This is a genomic window from Clostridium sp. chh4-2 (assembly GCF_002899675.1).
Classification (GTDB): Bacteria; Bacillota; Clostridia; order Lachnospirales; family Lachnospiraceae; genus CHH4-2.
Genome location: NZ_PKUU01000005.1, coordinates 237,923 through 254,602 on the forward strand (window position 1 = coordinate 237,923; position 16,680 = coordinate 254,602).

At 40.0% G+C, this 16,680-nt stretch carries 21 protein-coding genes and 1 pseudogene; 14 read left to right on the forward strand and 8 right to left on the reverse strand.

Annotation, left to right across the window (positions count from 1 at the left end):
* The first annotated feature begins 7 nt into the window (after positions 1-7).
* The 10 genes from C0033_RS07430 (at position 8) to C0033_RS07470 (ending at position 9,914) form a co-directional block, all read left to right on the forward strand.
* The gene (locus tag C0033_RS07430; protein ID WP_103227235.1) at positions 8-1,456 is read left to right on the forward strand and encodes a hypothetical protein; all 1,449 of its coding nucleotides are present in this window, start codon (positions 8-10) and stop codon (positions 1,454-1,456) included.
* 387 nt (positions 1,457-1,843) lie between these two features.
* Positions 1,844-3,013 (forward strand): hypothetical protein, encoded by a 1,170-nt coding sequence (locus C0033_RS07435; protein WP_103227236.1) that lies wholly within the window; start codon positions 1,844-1,846, stop codon positions 3,011-3,013.
* A 57-nt stretch (positions 3,014-3,070) separates the two neighbouring features.
* Entirely contained in the window at positions 3,071-4,153 is a 1,083-nt protein-coding gene (locus C0033_RS07440; RefSeq protein ID WP_103227237.1) for a hypothetical protein, read from the forward strand.
* 5 nt (positions 4,154-4,158) lie between these two features.
* Positions 4,159-5,073, forward strand: coding sequence for a hypothetical protein (locus C0033_RS07445; protein WP_103227238.1), 915 nt, complete (start codon positions 4,159-4,161; stop codon positions 5,071-5,073).
* An 8-nt stretch (positions 5,074-5,081) separates the two neighbouring features.
* Positions 5,082-6,614 carry a DUF5048 domain-containing protein gene (locus tag C0033_RS07450; protein WP_103227239.1) on the forward strand — a complete coding sequence of 511 codons (1,533 nt, stop codon included), beginning with the start codon at positions 5,082-5,084 and terminating at the stop codon, positions 6,612-6,614.
* Entirely contained in the window at positions 6,601-7,227 is a 627-nt protein-coding gene (locus tag C0033_RS07455) for a hypothetical protein (protein ID WP_103227240.1), read from the forward strand. The genes C0033_RS07450 and C0033_RS07455 overlap by 14 nt, the downstream gene beginning before the upstream one ends.
* Positions 7,220-8,539 carry a hypothetical protein gene (locus C0033_RS07460; protein WP_180994611.1) on the forward strand — a complete coding sequence of 440 codons (1,320 nt, stop codon included), beginning with the start codon at positions 7,220-7,222 and terminating at the stop codon, positions 8,537-8,539. Before C0033_RS07455 ends, C0033_RS07460 begins: the two co-directional genes overlap by 8 nt.
* Before the next feature lie 10 nt (positions 8,540-8,549).
* Positions 8,550-8,951: a hypothetical protein gene (locus C0033_RS07465; protein WP_180994612.1), complete on the forward strand. Its 402-nt coding sequence runs from the start codon at positions 8,550-8,552 to the stop codon at positions 8,949-8,951.
* Positions 8,952-8,954: 3 nt separating this feature from the next.
* Positions 8,955-9,056: a CD1375 family protein gene (locus tag C0033_RS27620; protein ID WP_278320744.1), complete on the forward strand. Its 102-nt coding sequence runs from the start codon at positions 8,955-8,957 to the stop codon at positions 9,054-9,056.
* A gap of 60 nt (positions 9,057-9,116) precedes the next feature.
* Positions 9,117-9,914 carry an N-acetylmuramoyl-L-alanine amidase gene (locus tag C0033_RS07470; protein ID WP_103227241.1) on the forward strand — a complete coding sequence of 266 codons (798 nt, stop codon included), beginning with the start codon at positions 9,117-9,119 and terminating at the stop codon, positions 9,912-9,914.
* A gap of 91 nt (positions 9,915-10,005) precedes the next feature.
* Here the strand turns inward: C0033_RS07470 and C0033_RS26725 are convergent, their stop codons facing one another.
* A complete protein-coding gene (locus C0033_RS26725) occupies positions 10,006-10,200 on the reverse strand; it encodes a hypothetical protein (RefSeq protein ID WP_146043748.1) in 195 nt (64 codons plus the stop codon).
* A gap of 259 nt (positions 10,201-10,459) precedes the next feature.
* Between C0033_RS26725 and C0033_RS07475 the strand changes: the two genes are divergently transcribed.
* Positions 10,460-10,774 carry a hypothetical protein gene (locus tag C0033_RS07475; RefSeq protein WP_242984437.1) on the forward strand — a complete coding sequence of 105 codons (315 nt, stop codon included), beginning with the start codon at positions 10,460-10,462 and terminating at the stop codon, positions 10,772-10,774.
* 308 nt (positions 10,775-11,082) lie between these two features.
* Here the strand turns inward: C0033_RS07475 and C0033_RS07480 are convergent, their stop codons facing one another.
* The 3 genes from C0033_RS07480 to C0033_RS26910 form a co-directional block, all read right to left on the reverse strand.
* Positions 11,083-11,769, reverse strand: a complete 687-nt coding sequence (locus C0033_RS07480; RefSeq protein WP_103227243.1) for a GntR family transcriptional regulator — start codon at positions 11,767-11,769, stop codon at positions 11,083-11,085.
* A gap of 24 nt (positions 11,770-11,793) precedes the next feature.
* Positions 11,794-12,597, reverse strand: a complete 804-nt coding sequence (locus C0033_RS07485; protein ID WP_103227244.1) for a gluconate 5-dehydrogenase — start codon at positions 12,595-12,597, stop codon at positions 11,794-11,796.
* Between the two features lie 257 nt (positions 12,598-12,854).
* A complete protein-coding gene (locus tag C0033_RS26910; RefSeq protein WP_180994613.1) occupies positions 12,855-13,007 on the reverse strand; it encodes a hypothetical protein in 153 nt (50 codons plus the stop codon).
* A gap of 254 nt (positions 13,008-13,261) precedes the next feature.
* Here C0033_RS26910 and C0033_RS26915 point away from each other — a divergent pair, with 254 nt between their 5' ends.
* Entirely contained in the window at positions 13,262-13,405 is a 144-nt protein-coding gene (locus C0033_RS26915) for a hypothetical protein (protein WP_180994614.1), read from the forward strand.
* A gap of 482 nt (positions 13,406-13,887) precedes the next feature.
* On the opposite strand, the gene C0033_RS07495 is transcribed toward C0033_RS26915, so the two are convergent.
* The 3 genes and pseudogenes from C0033_RS07495 to C0033_RS07505 form a co-directional block, all read right to left on the reverse strand.
* Complete coding sequence (locus C0033_RS07495) at positions 13,888-14,052, reverse strand: DUF1540 domain-containing protein (RefSeq protein ID WP_103227246.1); 165 nt, start codon at positions 14,050-14,052, stop codon at positions 13,888-13,890.
* Positions 14,053-14,483: 431 nt separating this feature from the next.
* A pseudogene (locus tag C0033_RS07500) lies at positions 14,484-14,912 on the reverse strand (manganese catalase family protein); the annotation flags it as partial.
* An 86-nt stretch (positions 14,913-14,998) separates the two neighbouring features.
* Positions 14,999-15,238, reverse strand: a complete 240-nt coding sequence (locus C0033_RS07505) for a helix-turn-helix transcriptional regulator (protein WP_103227248.1) — start codon at positions 15,236-15,238, stop codon at positions 14,999-15,001.
* Between the two features lie 258 nt (positions 15,239-15,496).
* On the opposite strand from C0033_RS07505, the gene C0033_RS07510 reads away from it, so the two are divergent.
* Both C0033_RS07510 and C0033_RS07515 read left to right on the forward strand, forming a co-directional pair.
* On the forward strand, positions 15,497-15,643 hold the full coding sequence (locus C0033_RS07510) for an AE-binding protein (protein ID WP_103227249.1): 147 nt from the start codon (positions 15,497-15,499) through the stop codon (positions 15,641-15,643).
* Between the two features lie 195 nt (positions 15,644-15,838).
* Positions 15,839-16,291 carry a VanZ family protein gene (locus C0033_RS07515; protein ID WP_103227250.1) on the forward strand — a complete coding sequence of 151 codons (453 nt, stop codon included), beginning with the start codon at positions 15,839-15,841 and terminating at the stop codon, positions 16,289-16,291.
* Between the two features lie 75 nt (positions 16,292-16,366).
* On the opposite strand, the gene C0033_RS07520 is transcribed toward C0033_RS07515, so the two are convergent.
* Entirely contained in the window at positions 16,367-16,561 is a 195-nt protein-coding gene (locus C0033_RS07520; RefSeq protein ID WP_103227251.1) for a hypothetical protein, read from the reverse strand.
* Positions 16,562-16,680 lie beyond the last annotated feature (119 nt).

Here is a 16,680-nt window from a genome sequence, read left to right on the forward strand (position 1 = left end):
TGAACTTATGGCCAAACAACAATTCCTGGATAAGGAAGGGCTTAACGTACTGGTAGATGAGATTATTGGAGAAACAATACAGTCAATTTCCATAAATGCCGGAACCAACAACGGAACAATTAAATTGACAGTCAACGGCACAGTTTATGATAATATTCCGGTAAAAGGGCTTGAAAGCGCCGCATATGCTTCTAAAGATGCATTTGCGGCGGCCTCTCCGTCCTTCACACAGTCAGCCGCATTGTCCAATATTGTCAGCGGCGAAACGCTTTCCGTTATGCTCGGCAAAATTTCCAAAAGTTTAGCCGCTTTCATCTCCCATAAATCAGATGCTGCCGCCCATATAACCTCTGACGAACGAACCAACTGGAATTCTGCAAATTCCCAGAAACATACACACAGCAATAAAACCGTTCTGGATAAATTAACCCAGGCTCTGCTGGACAACTGGAACTCAGCATATGCTCATGTAAACGATTCGGTTAAACACATTACATCATCAGAAAGAACAAAATGGGATGCAGTCGTCAATAAAGTGGACAAAGTTGCCGGAAAACAGCTGTCCACCAATGATTACACCTCCGCAGATAAAACCAAGCTGTCCGGTATAGAAGAAAACGCCAACAAGTATATCCATCCCACAAGTGACGGTAATAAACATGTTCCCGCCACAGGCACTGCTAATAATGGCAAATTCCTAAAAGCCGGAACCACAGCCGGAGCGATCTCCTGGGCAAAACCCGCAAAATCTGATGTCGGCCTAAGTAATGTGGACAATACCTCCGATGCGGATAAACCGGTATCCGCCCAACAGCAGGCGGCGCTAAATGGTAAAGTCTCCGCCTCCGGCGGAGATATTAAGGATACTACAGTAAGCGCCCTCAATTCCACTTCAACCGATTTTCCTTACCCGGAAGCAAATCAGCCTATGGAAAGTTTTCTGGGGAATATACGGCAGTGTCTGGTTCAGACATATACGTTCATAAAGGACTTTAATGATCATAAAGCTGAACTGCTTACTTTGGCTAAGTTGGTGAATAATGGGTCTACGACTGCGGGAGGGTATGCTTTGGATGCTCGGTATGGGAAGACGTTGTATGATTTGTATGCTCAATTAAATGCAAATAAAAACCCCAAGCTAAACATGACTGAATATAACAATAACCTTATAGTTTCACCAACAAATTGGGTTGTCGTATTTAACCAATCTCTATCCCCAGGATTGTACTTAGTGAAACATTCCGCAATAGCTCCATATGGAGTAAGTGGTCTTTCGGTTTCTATGAATTATAATGAACAGCAAACAGATAGAAGTACAACTCCATGTGTACGTGGTGTGACTGGTACAAATATTTACTACCTTCCTTCAGGCGGAAACTACGTTGGGCAAATATATGTAGATCACTCTACTACAGCAACCATAAATAATAACCTGAAAGTCATTAAAATATGGTAACTTATTCCAATTATTAAAAGCATATGATTATATACCTATGGCAATTCAGTAAAATGAGTATAAAGTTTTTTGAGCAGGAGCACCATTTCTTTGTATACAATAAAATTACCTTTATTAATAATAAAGCGAAAATCTCCTCAAAAATAGTAATATTGCAAAGATTAAGCGCTTCAATCAAATAGCTTCGAATTCATTTTGGCGAATGTTACTAAAATTTTCGCGAAGCTATTCATTAAAATAATAGATATTATCTGATCTAAAATATATCATCCAGTAATTAACCATTTACAACGTCTACATCTGACCATATCAAATTAACATTATCGCTAAGGCATCTATTATTTCCTTACAAGCCTTAAAGATTATATAAAAGAAACAGGTGACTTCATGAAAAAACAACAATTTTTAGATAACGAAGGACTAAACGTATTGGTAAACGAAATTGTAGAAGCCACAATACAATCGCTTTCTATAAGCGCCGGTACAAATAATGGCACAATAAAGCTGACAATCGATGGAACAGTACATGACAATATTTCTGTAAAAGGACTTGGAAGCGCAGCATATGTTTCCAAAGATACCTTTGCTGCCTCCTCTCCAACATTTACCCAAGCAGCCACATTGTCCAATATCATCAGCGGTGAAAGCTTTACAATAATGCTTGGTAAAATTGCCAAAAGTATGGCTGATTTTATCACCCATAAGGCGGATGCAATTACCCACCTAACCGCTGCTGAAAGAACCAACTGGAACGATGCAAATAGTAAAAAGCACACTCATAGCAACAAAGCTGTAATAGATACTCTTACACAGGCAATGATAGAGAAACTGAACAGTGTAGCCTCGGGTGCAGAAGTCAATGTACAAGCGGATTGGTCTGCAACCGATATTACTTCTGATGCTTATATAAAGAATAAGCCGACAGCTCTGCCAGCCAGCGATGTATCATCTTGGGCCAAATCAGCAAAAAAGCCATCTTATGCATGGAACGAAATTACCGATAAACCCAGTTCTTTCACCCCCATAACGCATACCCATACAAAATCGCAAATTACAGACTTTCCATCCAGTATAAAAAACCCGAACGCCTTAACCCTTTCTCTTAATGGGACATCTCAAGGCGGTTATGACGGTTCCACCGCCAAGACGATTAATGTTACCGCCGCCTCTATTGGAGCAGCTGCCACATCGCATGGAACCCATGTAACTTACTCCTCTACGCCCCCAAAAATTGCAGGAAATGCCGCTGTTGGTACGGCTTCCACTGTTTCCAGAAGTGATCACGTCCATCCAAAACAGACAATCTGTGATACGATACTGGAAAATATTACAATTACTGCTGCCTCATTTTCAACCTCATTAGTTGCCACATATAGTAATTCCAGCATTTTAGACACACAGGTTCCCGATGTTTTCTTTGCAAAAGATTCCATAGCTGTTGCTTCCAAAGCAGGCATTACTGTCGAAACAGCAGCCGGACAATTAAAGCTAACTGCGAAAAAAGCACCAACAGCTGATTTAGTAATTGAAACTTTATTTTTAAGAAACACTATCTGACAAAATATCTATTTATAGTAACAAACAAGCGCTTTGCAAAGAAAGAGGTGATTAAAATTGAAAGCAACTATACATCCCATAGAGCCCTTCGACGCGTCTCTTGGTACCACAATAAGATTTACCTGGAATGGAAACCAAATCCATAAAGTGCGGTGCTCCATCTGTGAAAATGAGCTTGGCACTTCTGTCTTTAACGAAGATTACATTTACAACGAAACAATTGACATCATGAAACAGGAATTTATTATCCCACCAAATTCCGGGCTGAAAAATGGCATCAACTACATCTGTTACATCACAGTCATAGATGCCGAAAATTCCGAATCAGACCGGAGCGATCCTTCGCAGTTTTATTGCTTTACAACTCCGGTTTTCCAGCTGTCAATTAAAAATAATGATGTTATCCGCTCATCCAGCTACGAAGTCGGCTTATCATATGCTCAGGCAGAAAATGAAGAACTGCAGTCCTATTCTATTTATTTGTATTCCTACCAAAAAACGTTAATACAATCTTCCGGCACAGTCTACGATACGCAATCCTCCTACTTGATCTCTTCGTTGGAAAATGCCAATCAATATTATATTCGCGCAGCAGGCATCACAAAACATGGAATGCATCTTGAGACCAGAGATATTTTATTTACGGTTGCATATGAGAATTTGCAGTCCTTTTCCACCTTAGAATTAAATAATATGCCTGATCTCGGTGCTGTCGAACTGCGCAGCAACCTGATTTCCACAGAAGGTCAATCAGATAATCCGGTTATCTTTATCGACAATAAATATGCTGATCTCAGAGATAATTCAGTCGTATTCCAGACAGGATATCAGATTGAAGGCGATTTCAGTCATGTATTTAAATTATTTGACTGCAAAATAAACCAAAAAATCCTCACTCTTTCCGATGGGAATAAAACTCAAATCGATTGTTTTTACCGCGAAGGAACATTCGATAATTCTTCCGGTAAAAAGGCAGTGATCGAATTGACAGCAGCCTCATCCGACGTCAACTACGTCATCTACAGCAACTATTTTGAAATTCCAACTGATGAGCAATGTATCTGTTTCTGTACCACCCGAACCGGTAACTTTTTTGATATTGCCGCCCTGCTTCTCCCAAAAACAACTGAAAGGAAGTGAATCAAATGTTCTGTGGACATAGTTTTACCTCAAGCAGCGATGCTCTGATCTCTCATGCGGCTTCAGCTAATACGATCGAACAATTAACAATTCAAAATGCGGTCTTTGATGAAATTTATGCAACAATCGATACCATAGATACCAACACTTATGACGGCACAATCCCCTCTGACTGGACATTTGCAACTCGTTTCCATGCTTTATTTAACGGAGATCTGTATGGCGGAAATGTAAACTTTACAGAATCCATTGTAGAGTTAGTCAGAATTAAGAAACGAACAGGTAAGGACACTAAGTTCAAAACCATATTTGAAAAAGAAATACAGTGCAATGAAGACTTGTCAATCGAGTACCTGGATTACTTTGAACCAACCGGTGAAATCGAATATGCATACGTTCCCGTCATTTCCGGCGGTGAGGCCAATTATATCGTAAATAAGGTAACCTCTGTATTTGATCACTATTTCCTATGTGAAAAAGGAAGATCCTTCCCGTTAATTTTGGATGCCAAATACACTCAGGAAATAACTTACGAATCAAATCAGGTAAAACCGCTTGGCAGAAAATATCCTATCACGGTTGTCAACGGCAATACCGGTTACAAGTCCGGCAGCATGGACTGCACGTTTCTTGAGTTAAAAGAATTTAACCCTGAAATTAAAACTTCTTTTGATTACAGAAACCTGATCTACGATGCTTTAACCAATGGAAAACCAAAAATATTAAAAGATATGGAAGGCAATTTATTAATGGTCAACATCAGCGGATCGATCTCTGAATCAGACCGCACTTATAACTATTATGAAAATGACGGCTTCTTTTATATCACGTCCAATTTTAAATGGACGGAATGCGGGGATGCCTATGATGTGGGCGATTTATACGACAACAATTTCATTGATACAGACAGGGATCGGTAGGTGAACATATGGCATACGATGTAACACAGACCGATCTGAATCTTTTGAAACAGTCGACGCAGGAAATATTTCTAAAAGTTGAACTGCTCAATCAAAAATATAAGATATTGGATTCCCTAGAAGGCGTCATTATCAACGATAATTTTAGTGTAAATAATGATTCCGTCCAAAGGCGTTCCTATACCTGCGATCTCCACGTAACTGATTCCAGTTTTATGATTGGTTCTGATAAAAAAATATGGCTTGATAAAAAGCTTAGAGTCTATTACGGCATAAAATCCCTGCGCGAGAATAAAATTATCTGGTACCGGATCGGCACCTTTGTGTATGTCTCGATGAACTATAAATATTCTCAGACAGAGCGTACCCTTTCACTCACCTGTGCCGACCTTATGGCGGAATACGACGGAACATTAAACGGCCAGCTGGCCGGATATGACCCTTCCGCCCCTGATTCTGAAGATATTGCGCATAAATTAACAATTCCTGCCGGACAAGATATACGGACCTCCGTCATCAGCCTTCTAAAAACGGCACAAATTGAAAATTACTTTGTAGAAGATATAAAAAAGGAAGTCCCTTATGATCTTGAATTCAACACCGGAACCACCTATTGTGAAATATGGACGAAATTACGCGATCTCTACGACGCCTGGGAATTTTTCTTTGATGCGGACGGAACATTTATATGGCGTGAAATCCCAAACTGTCTGACGGACAATATTTCATTTGATGACTCTCTACTGCAAAATATTGTAATAGACGAATCAGCCTCTTTATCCTTTGATAATATCTATAATGTAACTGAAGTATGGGGAAAGGTTTTAGAATTAGAGAATAAAGACTGCTATGCCAAAAGTTCTGTATACACAGGAAATGTTTATCACATTAATTTTGATTTTTATTCCTCCTGGGATGATATTGATCATTTGACGCAAATTGCCGTAAAAATATGTTCCGACAATCTGGACTCCCCGCAATTTTCCATTAACAACTACTCTCCCATCCCCATTTTTGACGGAAACGGTAATCCATTAAAAGCGAATTCACTAAAATCTGATACAACCTACGTATTCAGATATCGGCGGTTAACCGCAGATGAATCCGGCATTTCTTCCGCTTTATTCCTCTTAGGTCAATATCAGTGCTATGGAAAATATGTGGAAACTTCAGATCTCTGTCCATTTTCAGTACAAAACCTGGGCTATGAAATCGCTCAGTCTCTGGATTATGATACGCTGAGCGACGATGCGGCCTGCTATAACCAAGCGGAATATTTAACTTATTCAACAACAGCCATGATGGATACTTTAACTTTAACAACACTGGTTATTCCCTGGCTGGAAGTCAATACAAAAGTGGAGTACACTCCCAAATACAGCAACGAAAAAAATCAATATATTATTAAAAGTTTCAGCTGGTCAACTGGCGCTGGAACGATGACATTAACTCTCTATAAATTCCTGGAGAGTTTTTCCTTTGTCAGCAACAGACGAAATCAAAATAAGAATAAGGAAGGTGATGGTAATGGCGAAATTTGAAGATCTTCCATTAACCAATTTCCCAGATTCAGAAGATAACTGGGCGAGAATGCAGGATATTACAGCCAGCCTTCTCACAATCGCGCTGCAATACAACGCTTTGTGGGATGCCGGCGACATAGACGCTGCCAACACGTTACTGGAAAACAATCCAAAACTAAAGAGTACGATTTTTAATGCGGATAAATGGAACAAATTAAGAGATGGGCTTATCGCGTTGGAAAGATACTATCTCAATGATGTGCAGACCTTTATAGAACGGGTAGCCCAGTCCACAATTGGAATTAACGATAATGCATCTGATGATGAAAAAGTGACAAATACCTACTCTGCCAATAAAATCGATCAGCTGACTGGGTATTACTCTGATTCTTTTAATATAGAAACTTCCGACTGGAGCGATGATTTCATTTATACCCATGAAGACGCCTCCATTGGCGCTGATGACATCATTGAAGTTTATTTTCATTCAGACAGCTATACAGCTGTTTCAAAAGCTCAAATACGCCTGATAAGCGGTTCAGGTGCCGGAAACTTCCAATTAAAAGCAAAGAAGCTTCCAATCGGAACAATAACGGTTGATTTTTATAAGGTGGTGAAGATAAATGGCTAAAACTGGACGAATTAATTTTGGCGGAGGCGGCGGGATTGATCCCGATGAATTGAATGCGCTTCCGGAACACGTTTTAACAAACAAGATATTTGGCGGCAGCGGCAGCGACGAACCTCAGACCGGAAGCATGCCTAACCGCGGCGCCGTATCCCAAGCATTAAATGCAGGCGGCAGTTATACAATACCTGCCGGATATCATAATGGATCTGGCAAAGTTACTGCCAATAGTTTATCAAGTCAGACTTCGGCTACTGCTACTGCCGGATATATTTATAATGGTAAAACTGCGTGGGTTAACGGTTCCAAGATAACTGGGAACATGACGGTAGGAAGTATCCTAAATTTTAGTGCAGCCGCATACAATTACACGCAAATTTTATTAAAATGGCAAAATCCGTATGCGGCGACTGGAAGACCTTTTAGCGGAGTTTTTATCAACTACTCTACCAGTGGTTATCCTGGAACTGGTGGAACCAGAATATATACTGGATATGGTAGTAATGCAGCGGCTGGAGGATGGTCACAGACGATTGTCACTATGCCCAATATAAATACAACCTATTATTTCAGTGCCACTGCATTTTGCTCATGTAGCGCAGGCGATATATGGGGAAATACTTTAAATTCTAGTTGCAAAACAAATAACGAACTATATTTGACTTTCACGTCTGCTCAAAATTATACAATTCCATCAGGGCATACAAGGGCTACGATCTTCTGCGTTGGAGGTGGTTCAAGCGGCTATGGCACTAGTGGTGGAGAAGGTGCTCCTGGAGGTGGTGGAGGTTATACAAGCCAGGCTGATTTAGAAGTCGGCCCTGGTCAAGTATTAAATGTTATTGTTGGTGCAGGAGGCGCACAAGGCAAACCTTATGGACCTGAATTTTATGCAGGAAGTCCTTCATCAGTCTCCCGTAATGGCATCACCCTATGTAATGCAAATGGTGGTAATGGAACATCAGGTGGTTCTGGTGGCGGCGGCATAAGAGGTAACGGTGGTTCAAATGGTGGTAATGGCAGCGGCGGTGGATCTGGACAGGGCAGAACCACAAGAGCCTATGGTTGGAGTAACGGTACCCTATACTCAGGAGGTGGAGGTGGTGGCTCTACTAATAAATCCAGTGCACCTGGTTCTGGTGGTGCTGGTGGTGGTGCAAACGGTGCACAAACTGGAAATGGTAGTGCTGGATCCGCAAATACCGGTGGCGGTGGCGGTGGTGGCGGATCACAATGGAGTTATAATTATGACGAGTGGTATACTGGAAAAGGTGGTGCCGGCGGTAGTGGCATTGTTCTAATAAGACTATATTAGGAGGTAAGAAATGATAGTATGGCAAATGTATGCATTTATATTAGATGAGGAGATTCTCAATATCACTCATTGTGAAAATTACGAAGAAGCTAATCGGATTGCAAAAGCAGTATATGGTGAGGAAGCCATCGCAGTAGACTGCCTGCAATATCCATGTCAAATCGGCGATAAACACATAAATGGTGTATTTTATCATGTTGATCCCAATACAGGAGATCAAACACCAATTCAGTATGTTCCTACACAGGAACAACAAGTCCAAAAACTAGAATTGGATAAAACAATACTAGAGGCAGAGTTGATATCTACCCAACTAGCACTAACAGAACAGTATGAGAAAAGCCTCGCATTAGAGGATGAAGTTACCAATACACAAATCGCATTAACAGAAATTTATGAAAGGATGGAATAAAATATGGCAAAAATATATGCAGACTTAATACGAAAAGGTTTTAAAACAATTGAACAGGTACCTGAAAGGATAAGATCAGAAGTTAAAGCTCTATTAAATAATTAATCTTCTAATTTTTTCTCTACTAAATAATCATTCGGAAACTCTTTTATTCGGAGGCCAAACATGATACCCATTACAAAACAAATCAAACAAATTAACTGCTATGCCGATAAAAATAACCCGGTATGGATCGTAATACACGAAACAGACAATTATACCGCCGGTTCGGGAGCTAAAGCCCATTCAAAAGCGCATAATAACGGCAATCTGAACACCTCTGTACATTACTATGTTGATGATCATTCTATTTATCAGACTCTCAGCCATAGTGATGGCGCTTGGGCTGTAGGTCATCAATATGGCACACCTCCAGTCCCCGGAGTCAGCAACTACAATTCCATCAACATTGAAATTTGTGTTAATCCAGACAGTGATTATGATATAGCCAGAAAAAATTGTATCGATCTTGTAAAATATTTAATCCAGGAAACAGGCATTGCTGCCGATCATGTTATTCGACATTACGATGCAAAACTCAAATGGTGTCCACGAAAGATGATGGATAATCCAAAACTTTGGACAGAGTTTAAAGAACAATTGATCGCCAAAAAATCCGGGTGGCATCAAGAATGCGGTGGCTGGCGTTTTTATCTGGGAGACACTGGCAATTATATATCGAATGACTGGTACTGGGATAGTAAGAACTGGTATTGGTTTGACGGAGCCGGAATGATGGTTTCCGACACATGGAAAACAGGTTCAGACGGTAAATGGTATTATCTAAGTTCTGATGGAAGTATGGCGAAAAATCAATGGATCATTTGGAATAATCGCTTATATAAGGTCACCGAAGATGGAAGCATGTTTCAAGGTGATATACATTTAAAAACTGATTCCAATGGAGCTTTGATTCAATACTAAAGTCCAATGTTATATATTATAAAGTTTCAAAAACAGCTTAACTCCCAAATCAATCTTCCAAAATAAGGTAGCCGAATCCCCTTCAGCTACCTTATTTTTTTCTTCCCCTCCCCCGCTCCAAAAATTCAATAAAAAATTGGGCAATCCCTCCATTTTTTCCAAAAACCCCCTTGCCTAACTCCCCCAAATCAGTTACTATATTTACATAAATAATTATCCAATTATTTATACCCGCCAGTTCTGAAAAGAGTGCGGTTTTGCCCGTATAGCCGGTGTCCGGTCCCAAACACAACCATCCCGTGAACACGCGGCTGCTGGCGGCGTCTTTTTAACATTTTCTCCCTCTTCTGCATATCTTAAATAAAAAAGGAACTTTTATGTCTTCTCTCTCCTATTCTCAAATTACAGGCACAATTTCTGAGATAACTTCTTATGAAAAGAATTGCTGCCATCAACTGATCTCAATAAATACAGCTTACGGCCCTGCCTCCATTGTCCTTTCTCCCAACACATATGTGGCAGAGAATGAAACATTGTGTCCCGGCATGACCATTACGGCTTTCTATGACACCAATCAGCCGGTTCCGCTGATCTATCCGCCCAGATATCAGGCTGTTGCCATTGCGGTTTTAAAAGATGATGAAACGGTGGCTCTGCACTACTTCAATAATAATTTGGTGGCTTCAGATGACAGCTTAGTGCTCAATCTGTCCGAATCCACCGTTATTAAGACAGCCAATGGGCAATATTATAACTGTAAGCCCGGCGGCAATATCCTGCTGGTTTACTACCATACCACAACCCGGAGCATTCCTCCTCAGACAACTCCACATAAAATCATCGTATTCTGTCAATATTAAAAAGCCTGTAAACAAAAGAGTGTTCTTTCTTGGCTTTGGGTGCGGAGCAGCGCCGAAGGGTTAATATCCCGTGTCCGCTGGGCTTCCTACTCGCCATAAAAATGAACGTGACTGTCGGACACAAAATACATGTGTTCGCCAGTCACGTTCATTTTTACGGCTCATATTCAGATGGCGGTACACTGGGATATTAACCCTCCGGCGCTGCTCCGCACCCAAAGCCAAGAAAAAACACAAAAGAGAAAATAACATTTAAAAATGCAAAGAAAAAACCGGGAAGCCGAATCTTCTTCCGCTTCCCGATTTACTTATGCCTGCTGTTCAAAATAATCTTTATAATCCACTTCTATCGTATGTCTCATACGTTCCATACTATAATACAAATGGGCGCTTAACGCTTTTTCCAGCCGGTTCATATCCTTGGCCTGGATGAGATCAAACAGCTCTGTATGTTCTTTTATAATCCTTGTAAAATCAGTTTCTGTTACAAAATCCAGCATTCGGAATCTGGTATAATGAAGCTGCTGTTCCTGAATCACGCCCCAAACCTTCATCTTATTGGTCGCTTCGAACCAGAGCGCATGCATCTGCGCATCCATCCGGTAAAACTGTTCAGCCTCAAAACCCGGCTGTTCAATCAGAAGCTGCTGTTTTCTGATCATATATCTGATATCTTCCAAAAGCATAGGCGTTGAAATCTCTAAAAAATCTCTGAGCACCATGCTCTCTACTGCCATCCTCATATAAATCATCTGTCTGATATTATTGAGGTTCAGCAAAGTTACGTAAGTGCCGGAATAGGGAACCGTATGTACAAATCCCTGTTCCTGAAGTCGCTGCAGAGCGTCCCTCACAGGCGTCCTCGACACTTCAAATCTGGCACAGATCTCATTTTCACTGATCGACTGCCCTGGTTTCAATTCCAGATCCAGAATTTCCCGCTTCAGGACATCGAATACCATCTCCCCGCGGTTTCTATAGGTTTTTTCCACCATGTCAGCCTCCCTGTCTGAAAATAATTACTGTGGCTGTTTTCCGATATAAGCCTGAATACCGCCGTCTACGTACAGAATCTGTCCATTTACAAAGTTAGATGCTTCAGATGCAAGGAATACAGCTGGTCCGCCTAAATCGGAAGCTTCACCCCAACGTCCTGCCGGTGTCTTTGAAACGATGAACTGGTCAAATGGATGTCTGGAGCCATCAGCCTGTTTCTCACGAAGAGGAGCTGTCTGAGGTGTTGCGATATAGCCAGGTCCAATACCGTTACACTGAATGTTGTACTCGCCGTATTCAGATGCAATATTTCTTGTCAGCATTTTCAGTCCGCCCTTAGCTGCTGCATATGCAGAAACTGTCTCACGTCCGAATTCAGACATCATGGAGCAGATGTTGATGATCTTTCCGCTTCCCTTTTTGATCATGCTCGGAATAACTGCTTTGGATACGATAAATGGAGCGTTCAAGTCTACGTCGATAACCTGTCTGAAGTCTTTTGCTGCCATCTCGATCATAGGGATACGTTTGATGATTCCTGCATTGTTAACCAGAATATCAACAACGCCTACTTCTTCTTCAATTTTAGCGATTAAAGCGTTAACAGCGTCTTCATCTGTAACGTCACAAACATAGCCATGAGCCTTGATGCCTTCTGCTTCGTATGCTGCGATTCCCTTATCTACCAATTCCTGTTTAATATCATTAAATACGATTGTTGCTCCTGCTGCTGCCATTGACTGTGCGATTGCAAAACCAATACCGTAAGAAGCACCTGTAATTAAAGCAATTTTGCCGTCCAATGAAAAATTGTTAATGTTATTCATGTTCATTCTCCTTTTCTTAAATAATAGATTATTAGATTCTAATTGTATACAAACTTTATAATCTGTATACAAGTTGTTATGTATATAAATTAGCACATCTGTGCCGCTTTTGCAATACCTATTTTATACAAAGGAGAAAAATATTTTAGTGCACTTTGACTTTTCACTTTTTTTCTGTCTGACCCGCAGAGATTCGTGACTCCTGAAAAAGGCAGCTCTTATCCCCGCATAATAAGAGCTGCCTTTTTCATATTTCATCAATCGGATTTTCTTTTCGTATTTGGTCCCATGCCTTCTCTTCTGGAATTGTGGGTCTGATTCTGATTTTCCGGCTTCACTTTTTCTGTGATGCTGTTGAACTTCTCATTGGACTTCTTTTGATTTAATTTTTCCTGTTTGTCTTTTTCCATGCCTTCCGCCTTTCTGTACTGCCGCCCGGCGCGGTTGATGCATATCAATTCATTTTACTCCGGATTCCGCTTCAGTACTAGTATGATCCCGGCGCATCTTTAATATGTAGAAAACGGCGAACTCTCTCATTTTTCCGGTGTGTTAAAACTCTGCAAATATTTCGTTCAGATTCCGTTACAATCGGCCGGAAACTCTTTTTTCACACATCAAATAAATATATAATATGCAAAAAAGCATGAGGAGGCATTCATTAATGAATATAGGCATTATAATTATCATGATCATCTATGGCTTGATCGGCGGACTTTCCACACTTTTTCTCTTTTTAGGCATGCCCGGTCTTATCATTTGGAAAATCTACCGCAGGATAAAATATCATACGGCGCTCACCGATTAACTGTTTAATCCCGGCTTCTTCTTAGGAAATGAATAACTCTCTGCATCAGGATAAGGCCTGCACCTTATCCTTTTCTTTTGTTCCGGCCAAAATAGTTAAGGATTAGTTAAGGAATCCCCATATCTATTGTTTTAATTTCCAATCGGACATATACTAATCACATAAGGAGGTGCATTTTATGCTGGGTCAAATTCTTATCGTTTTTCTTGTATTAACGTTTGTTATTAAGTACTGTATAGCATTCTATGCTACCATGAAAACCTTTTTACACTAAAGCCAGAGTTACACTCTCTTTAGCCGGTGGCAATGAGAAATGTTAACTTTTCCCGATACCTGACATAATATAACATTTCAAATACCATAAAAAATACGGACTATTGGGTTTTTCCCAATAGTCCGTATTTTTATTTTAACCGGCTTATAACCTCTGCGCTAAAAATCACTCTTCTTCCCGCAGAGTCCAAATCAACTATCTTGTCTGATTAAGCCTTATTTACAAATGATTCGCAGTCAGTACATTCTTTTTTTGTTGGGTTTGCTTCATGAGTACCAACTTTGATTCTTTCCAACGTACAGTATTCATCGTTCTGAGCATGATAAGCGCAGTTGTAAATGGAACACATAATGCTAGGGTTCTTCTCTTTCATTGATCGTATACCTCCTTTTGATTTTGTTATTATTATTAACAAAACAGAAGAAAATATAATAGCAAAAATTTCCGTAAAATTATCACCGAAAAATTTAACAGACTGCAGTTAAACATACAATCAGACTCCGTCCCATAAAAAACAGTGGATAATGCCCCAGAAAAGGGAGGAGGCCGGTCAGGATCGCTCCCGCCGGCCGAGTATTATGAAAAAAATTTTATAAGCGTTTTTCTCTTACAAGATATAGTATAGAGAAAAAATATGAGCAGTCTATTGCTGAAATATGAACGATTTGTAAGAAGTTTGTGAAGAAATGAGTATCTTATCAAAATTAAAACAGCTGCTGTTACAGAGATCAGTCCTCCCTGTAACAGCAGCCGCCATTAATATTTTATCTTACCCGGCTGTATCCCCTTGATGCAAAAACAAAACTAATTCATTGTTCCGCCCTGGAATTTATCAAATCCCGGATTAAATGCATAGAAATCTTTGCTGTCAAGCTTCTCCTGACAAATTCTGAGAGCCTCGCCGAAACGTTGGAAATGAACAATTTCTCTTTCCCTTAAATAGCGGATCGGATCGCATACTTCAGGATCTTTCACCACTCTCAGGATGTTGTCATATGTGGTTCTGGCTTTCTGTTCGGCCGCCATATCTTCATGCAGGTCAGTAATAATATCACCCTTAGACTGGAATTCACATGCATTAAAAGGAATTCCTCCGGCCGCCTGAGGCCAGATACCGTTGGTATGATCGATATAATAAGGACCTAAACCGGAATCTGCAATCTGCTCGGCCGTCAGCCCTTTTGTCAGCTGGTGTACGATAGCAGCTATGATTTCCCAGTGCGCAAGTTCGTCGGGTGTCAGAAAGTGACTGTCAGTTCATACAAGAGCATTTCATTCAGGACGGGAATTCATATATTCCCGCCCTTCTGGCATGCGTTTTAATCTTCCGGATCTAAATCATCAAATATATCCGAATTATAAAACTCCCGGATGCTGATCCCCAGCCCTTCTGCAATTTTCTTAACATTAGCAATTCCAGGATTCTTACTTTTTCCATGAAGAATGCTTTTAACCGTCGACGACGGCATTCCGGTCAAATAGATCAGCGCATATTCAGAAATCCTTCGTTCCCTGCACAATTCTTTTATCCGTTTTATTGTTGCCTCTTGTATTGTCATGCTCTCATCTCCCTTGTATATACTAAATATAATACAAGCCCCTTATTTTATCAAATTGTTTTTACAAATAATCAATAATAATTTGATAAAATTACAATTATAATCATTTTAAAGCACAGTATATGCATATATATTCTATTTATAAGATTTTTCAAGTTTATCGTTATAATAATACTGATAACGCTTCTCTTCTTTATCCGGCTTCATTTTTATAAATTTTCTCATTTCATCACATACTACAATCGGAGGTGATAATTGATGAGCGATTTATATGTCCACTCTGACGCAGATTCTTATGGAGACGGGGATGTTCCAGAGGTTGATACAGAACCATATCAGGCTAAAATTGTAGAACCGCTGCCTGAATCATCCAGACCCCGGCGGGACGGCCCCGGCGGCGAGTAAATGTGTTGTACGAAAACAAGGATTTAGTAACAGAAATACCCATGGAAAAGGAAGGCTCAGCGGCAGCAGGGCCTTCCTTTTTTTGTAATAAAAATTAATAAATCAGCTGCTATCTCTTACTCTAATTTTTATTTATACTCATATTAAGTTAAAAAGAGATCACTTTCATCAAAAGGGGCTGTTTTTATTTTTTATATGCTGCTCCTGTTGGCAATCCTGTTCAGAACAAGCCATACATACAGATCAGTCAATCTGGTTCCTTTCCGTTCCATTTATAGTTATTTGTCAGGTACAGATATCGTTTTTCATTCCTTCGCGTTTACCAATGTAATAGGAAATATTGTTATATTCTTACCGTTTGGCGTTTATTTAGCTTTATTTAATCCTGACAAAAGATTATTTAAAAATGTTTTATTTGTATTTTTATTCAGCTTATCCGTTGAAATCCTGCAATATACTTTAAAATTAGGAATTGGTGATATTGACGACGTGATTCTGAACTGTTTAGGCGGAGCTTTAGGAATCGCTGCATACAAAATTTTGCTGTCAATTTTCAAGGACGCTGATAAAGTCAGGCATCTCATTGAAATCCTCGCGCCAACCGTCGGAATTCTCAGTTTCCTTTTTCTATTCCTATATAATCTATAGTCTGTAAATGCGGCCCGAAATAAACTGTAGCTGCAAATACCTGCCCATGCAGCTGCTTCCTGATTTCCCTAAAATTTACCCCCTGCTATTAAAATGATCCTCATGAAAGCCAAATTGATCCCCGTTCTTCCTTTCTTTATGAATATAATTCTGTGTAATCAGTTTCACAACATCATCCATTCTTTGTTTTCGTTCATCCTCACAATCAGGTCCGGCATCATCGTCAATTTTCAGAACACTATTTCCGATCTTCATTTCCATAACGATCATGATATTCACCTCCCGTTAAATGTATGTGAAGCTGGTTGTACGACTTGCTGTATTTCTTAAAAAGAATGGGCAGGCGCTGTATTTTTTCTCCTCATTTCCACATACAATCAATAAGGAGA

Excerpts from the sequence above, each read along its gene's own strand:
- C0033_RS07430 (WP_103227235.1), top strand. The coding sequence starts at position 8 with ATGGCCAAACAACAATTCCTGGATAAGGAAGGGCTTAACGTACTGGTA.
- C0033_RS07435 (WP_103227236.1), top strand. The coding sequence starts at position 1,844 with ATGAAAAAACAACAATTTTTAGATAACGAAGGACTAAACGTATTGGTA.
- C0033_RS07445 (WP_103227238.1), top strand. The coding sequence starts at position 4,159 with ATGTTCTGTGGACATAGTTTTACCTCAAGCAGCGATGCTCTGATCTCT.
- C0033_RS07450 (WP_103227239.1), top strand. The coding sequence starts at position 5,082 with ATGGCATACGATGTAACACAGACCGATCTGAATCTTTTGAAACAGTCG.
- C0033_RS07455 (WP_103227240.1), top strand. The coding sequence starts at position 6,601 with ATGGCGAAATTTGAAGATCTTCCATTAACCAATTTCCCAGATTCAGAA.
- C0033_RS07460 (WP_180994611.1), top strand. The coding sequence starts at position 7,220 with ATGGCTAAAACTGGACGAATTAATTTTGGCGGAGGCGGCGGGATTGAT.
- C0033_RS07465 (WP_180994612.1), top strand. The coding sequence starts at position 8,550 with ATGATAGTATGGCAAATGTATGCATTTATATTAGATGAGGAGATTCTC.
- C0033_RS27620 (WP_278320744.1), top strand. The coding sequence starts at position 8,955 with ATGGCAAAAATATATGCAGACTTAATACGAAAAGGTTTTAAAACAATT.
- C0033_RS07470 (WP_103227241.1), top strand. The coding sequence starts at position 9,117 with ATGATACCCATTACAAAACAAATCAAACAAATTAACTGCTATGCCGAT.
- C0033_RS07475 (WP_242984437.1), top strand. The coding sequence starts at position 10,460 with ATGACCATTACGGCTTTCTATGACACCAATCAGCCGGTTCCGCTGATC.
- C0033_RS07480 (WP_103227243.1), bottom strand. The coding sequence starts at position 11,769 with ATGGTGGAAAAAACCTATAGAAACCGCGGGGAGATGGTATTCGATGTC.
- C0033_RS07485 (WP_103227244.1), bottom strand. The coding sequence starts at position 12,597 with ATGAATAACATTAACAATTTTTCATTGGACGGCAAAATTGCTTTAATT.
- C0033_RS26910 (WP_180994613.1), bottom strand. The coding sequence starts at position 13,007 with ATGGAAAAAGACAAACAGGAAAAATTAAATCAAAAGAAGTCCAATGAG.
- C0033_RS26915 (WP_180994614.1), top strand. The coding sequence starts at position 13,262 with ATGAATATAGGCATTATAATTATCATGATCATCTATGGCTTGATCGGC.
- C0033_RS07495 (WP_103227246.1), bottom strand. The coding sequence starts at position 14,052 with ATGAAAGAGAAGAACCCTAGCATTATGTGTTCCATTTACAACTGCGCT.
- C0033_RS07505 (WP_103227248.1), bottom strand. The coding sequence starts at position 15,238 with ATGACAATACAAGAGGCAACAATAAAACGGATAAAAGAATTGTGCAGG.
- C0033_RS07510 (WP_103227249.1), top strand. The coding sequence starts at position 15,497 with ATGAGCGATTTATATGTCCACTCTGACGCAGATTCTTATGGAGACGGG.
- C0033_RS07515 (WP_103227250.1), top strand. The coding sequence starts at position 15,839 with ATGCTGCTCCTGTTGGCAATCCTGTTCAGAACAAGCCATACATACAGA.
- C0033_RS07520 (WP_103227251.1), bottom strand. The coding sequence starts at position 16,561 with ATGATCGTTATGGAAATGAAGATCGGAAATAGTGTTCTGAAAATTGAC.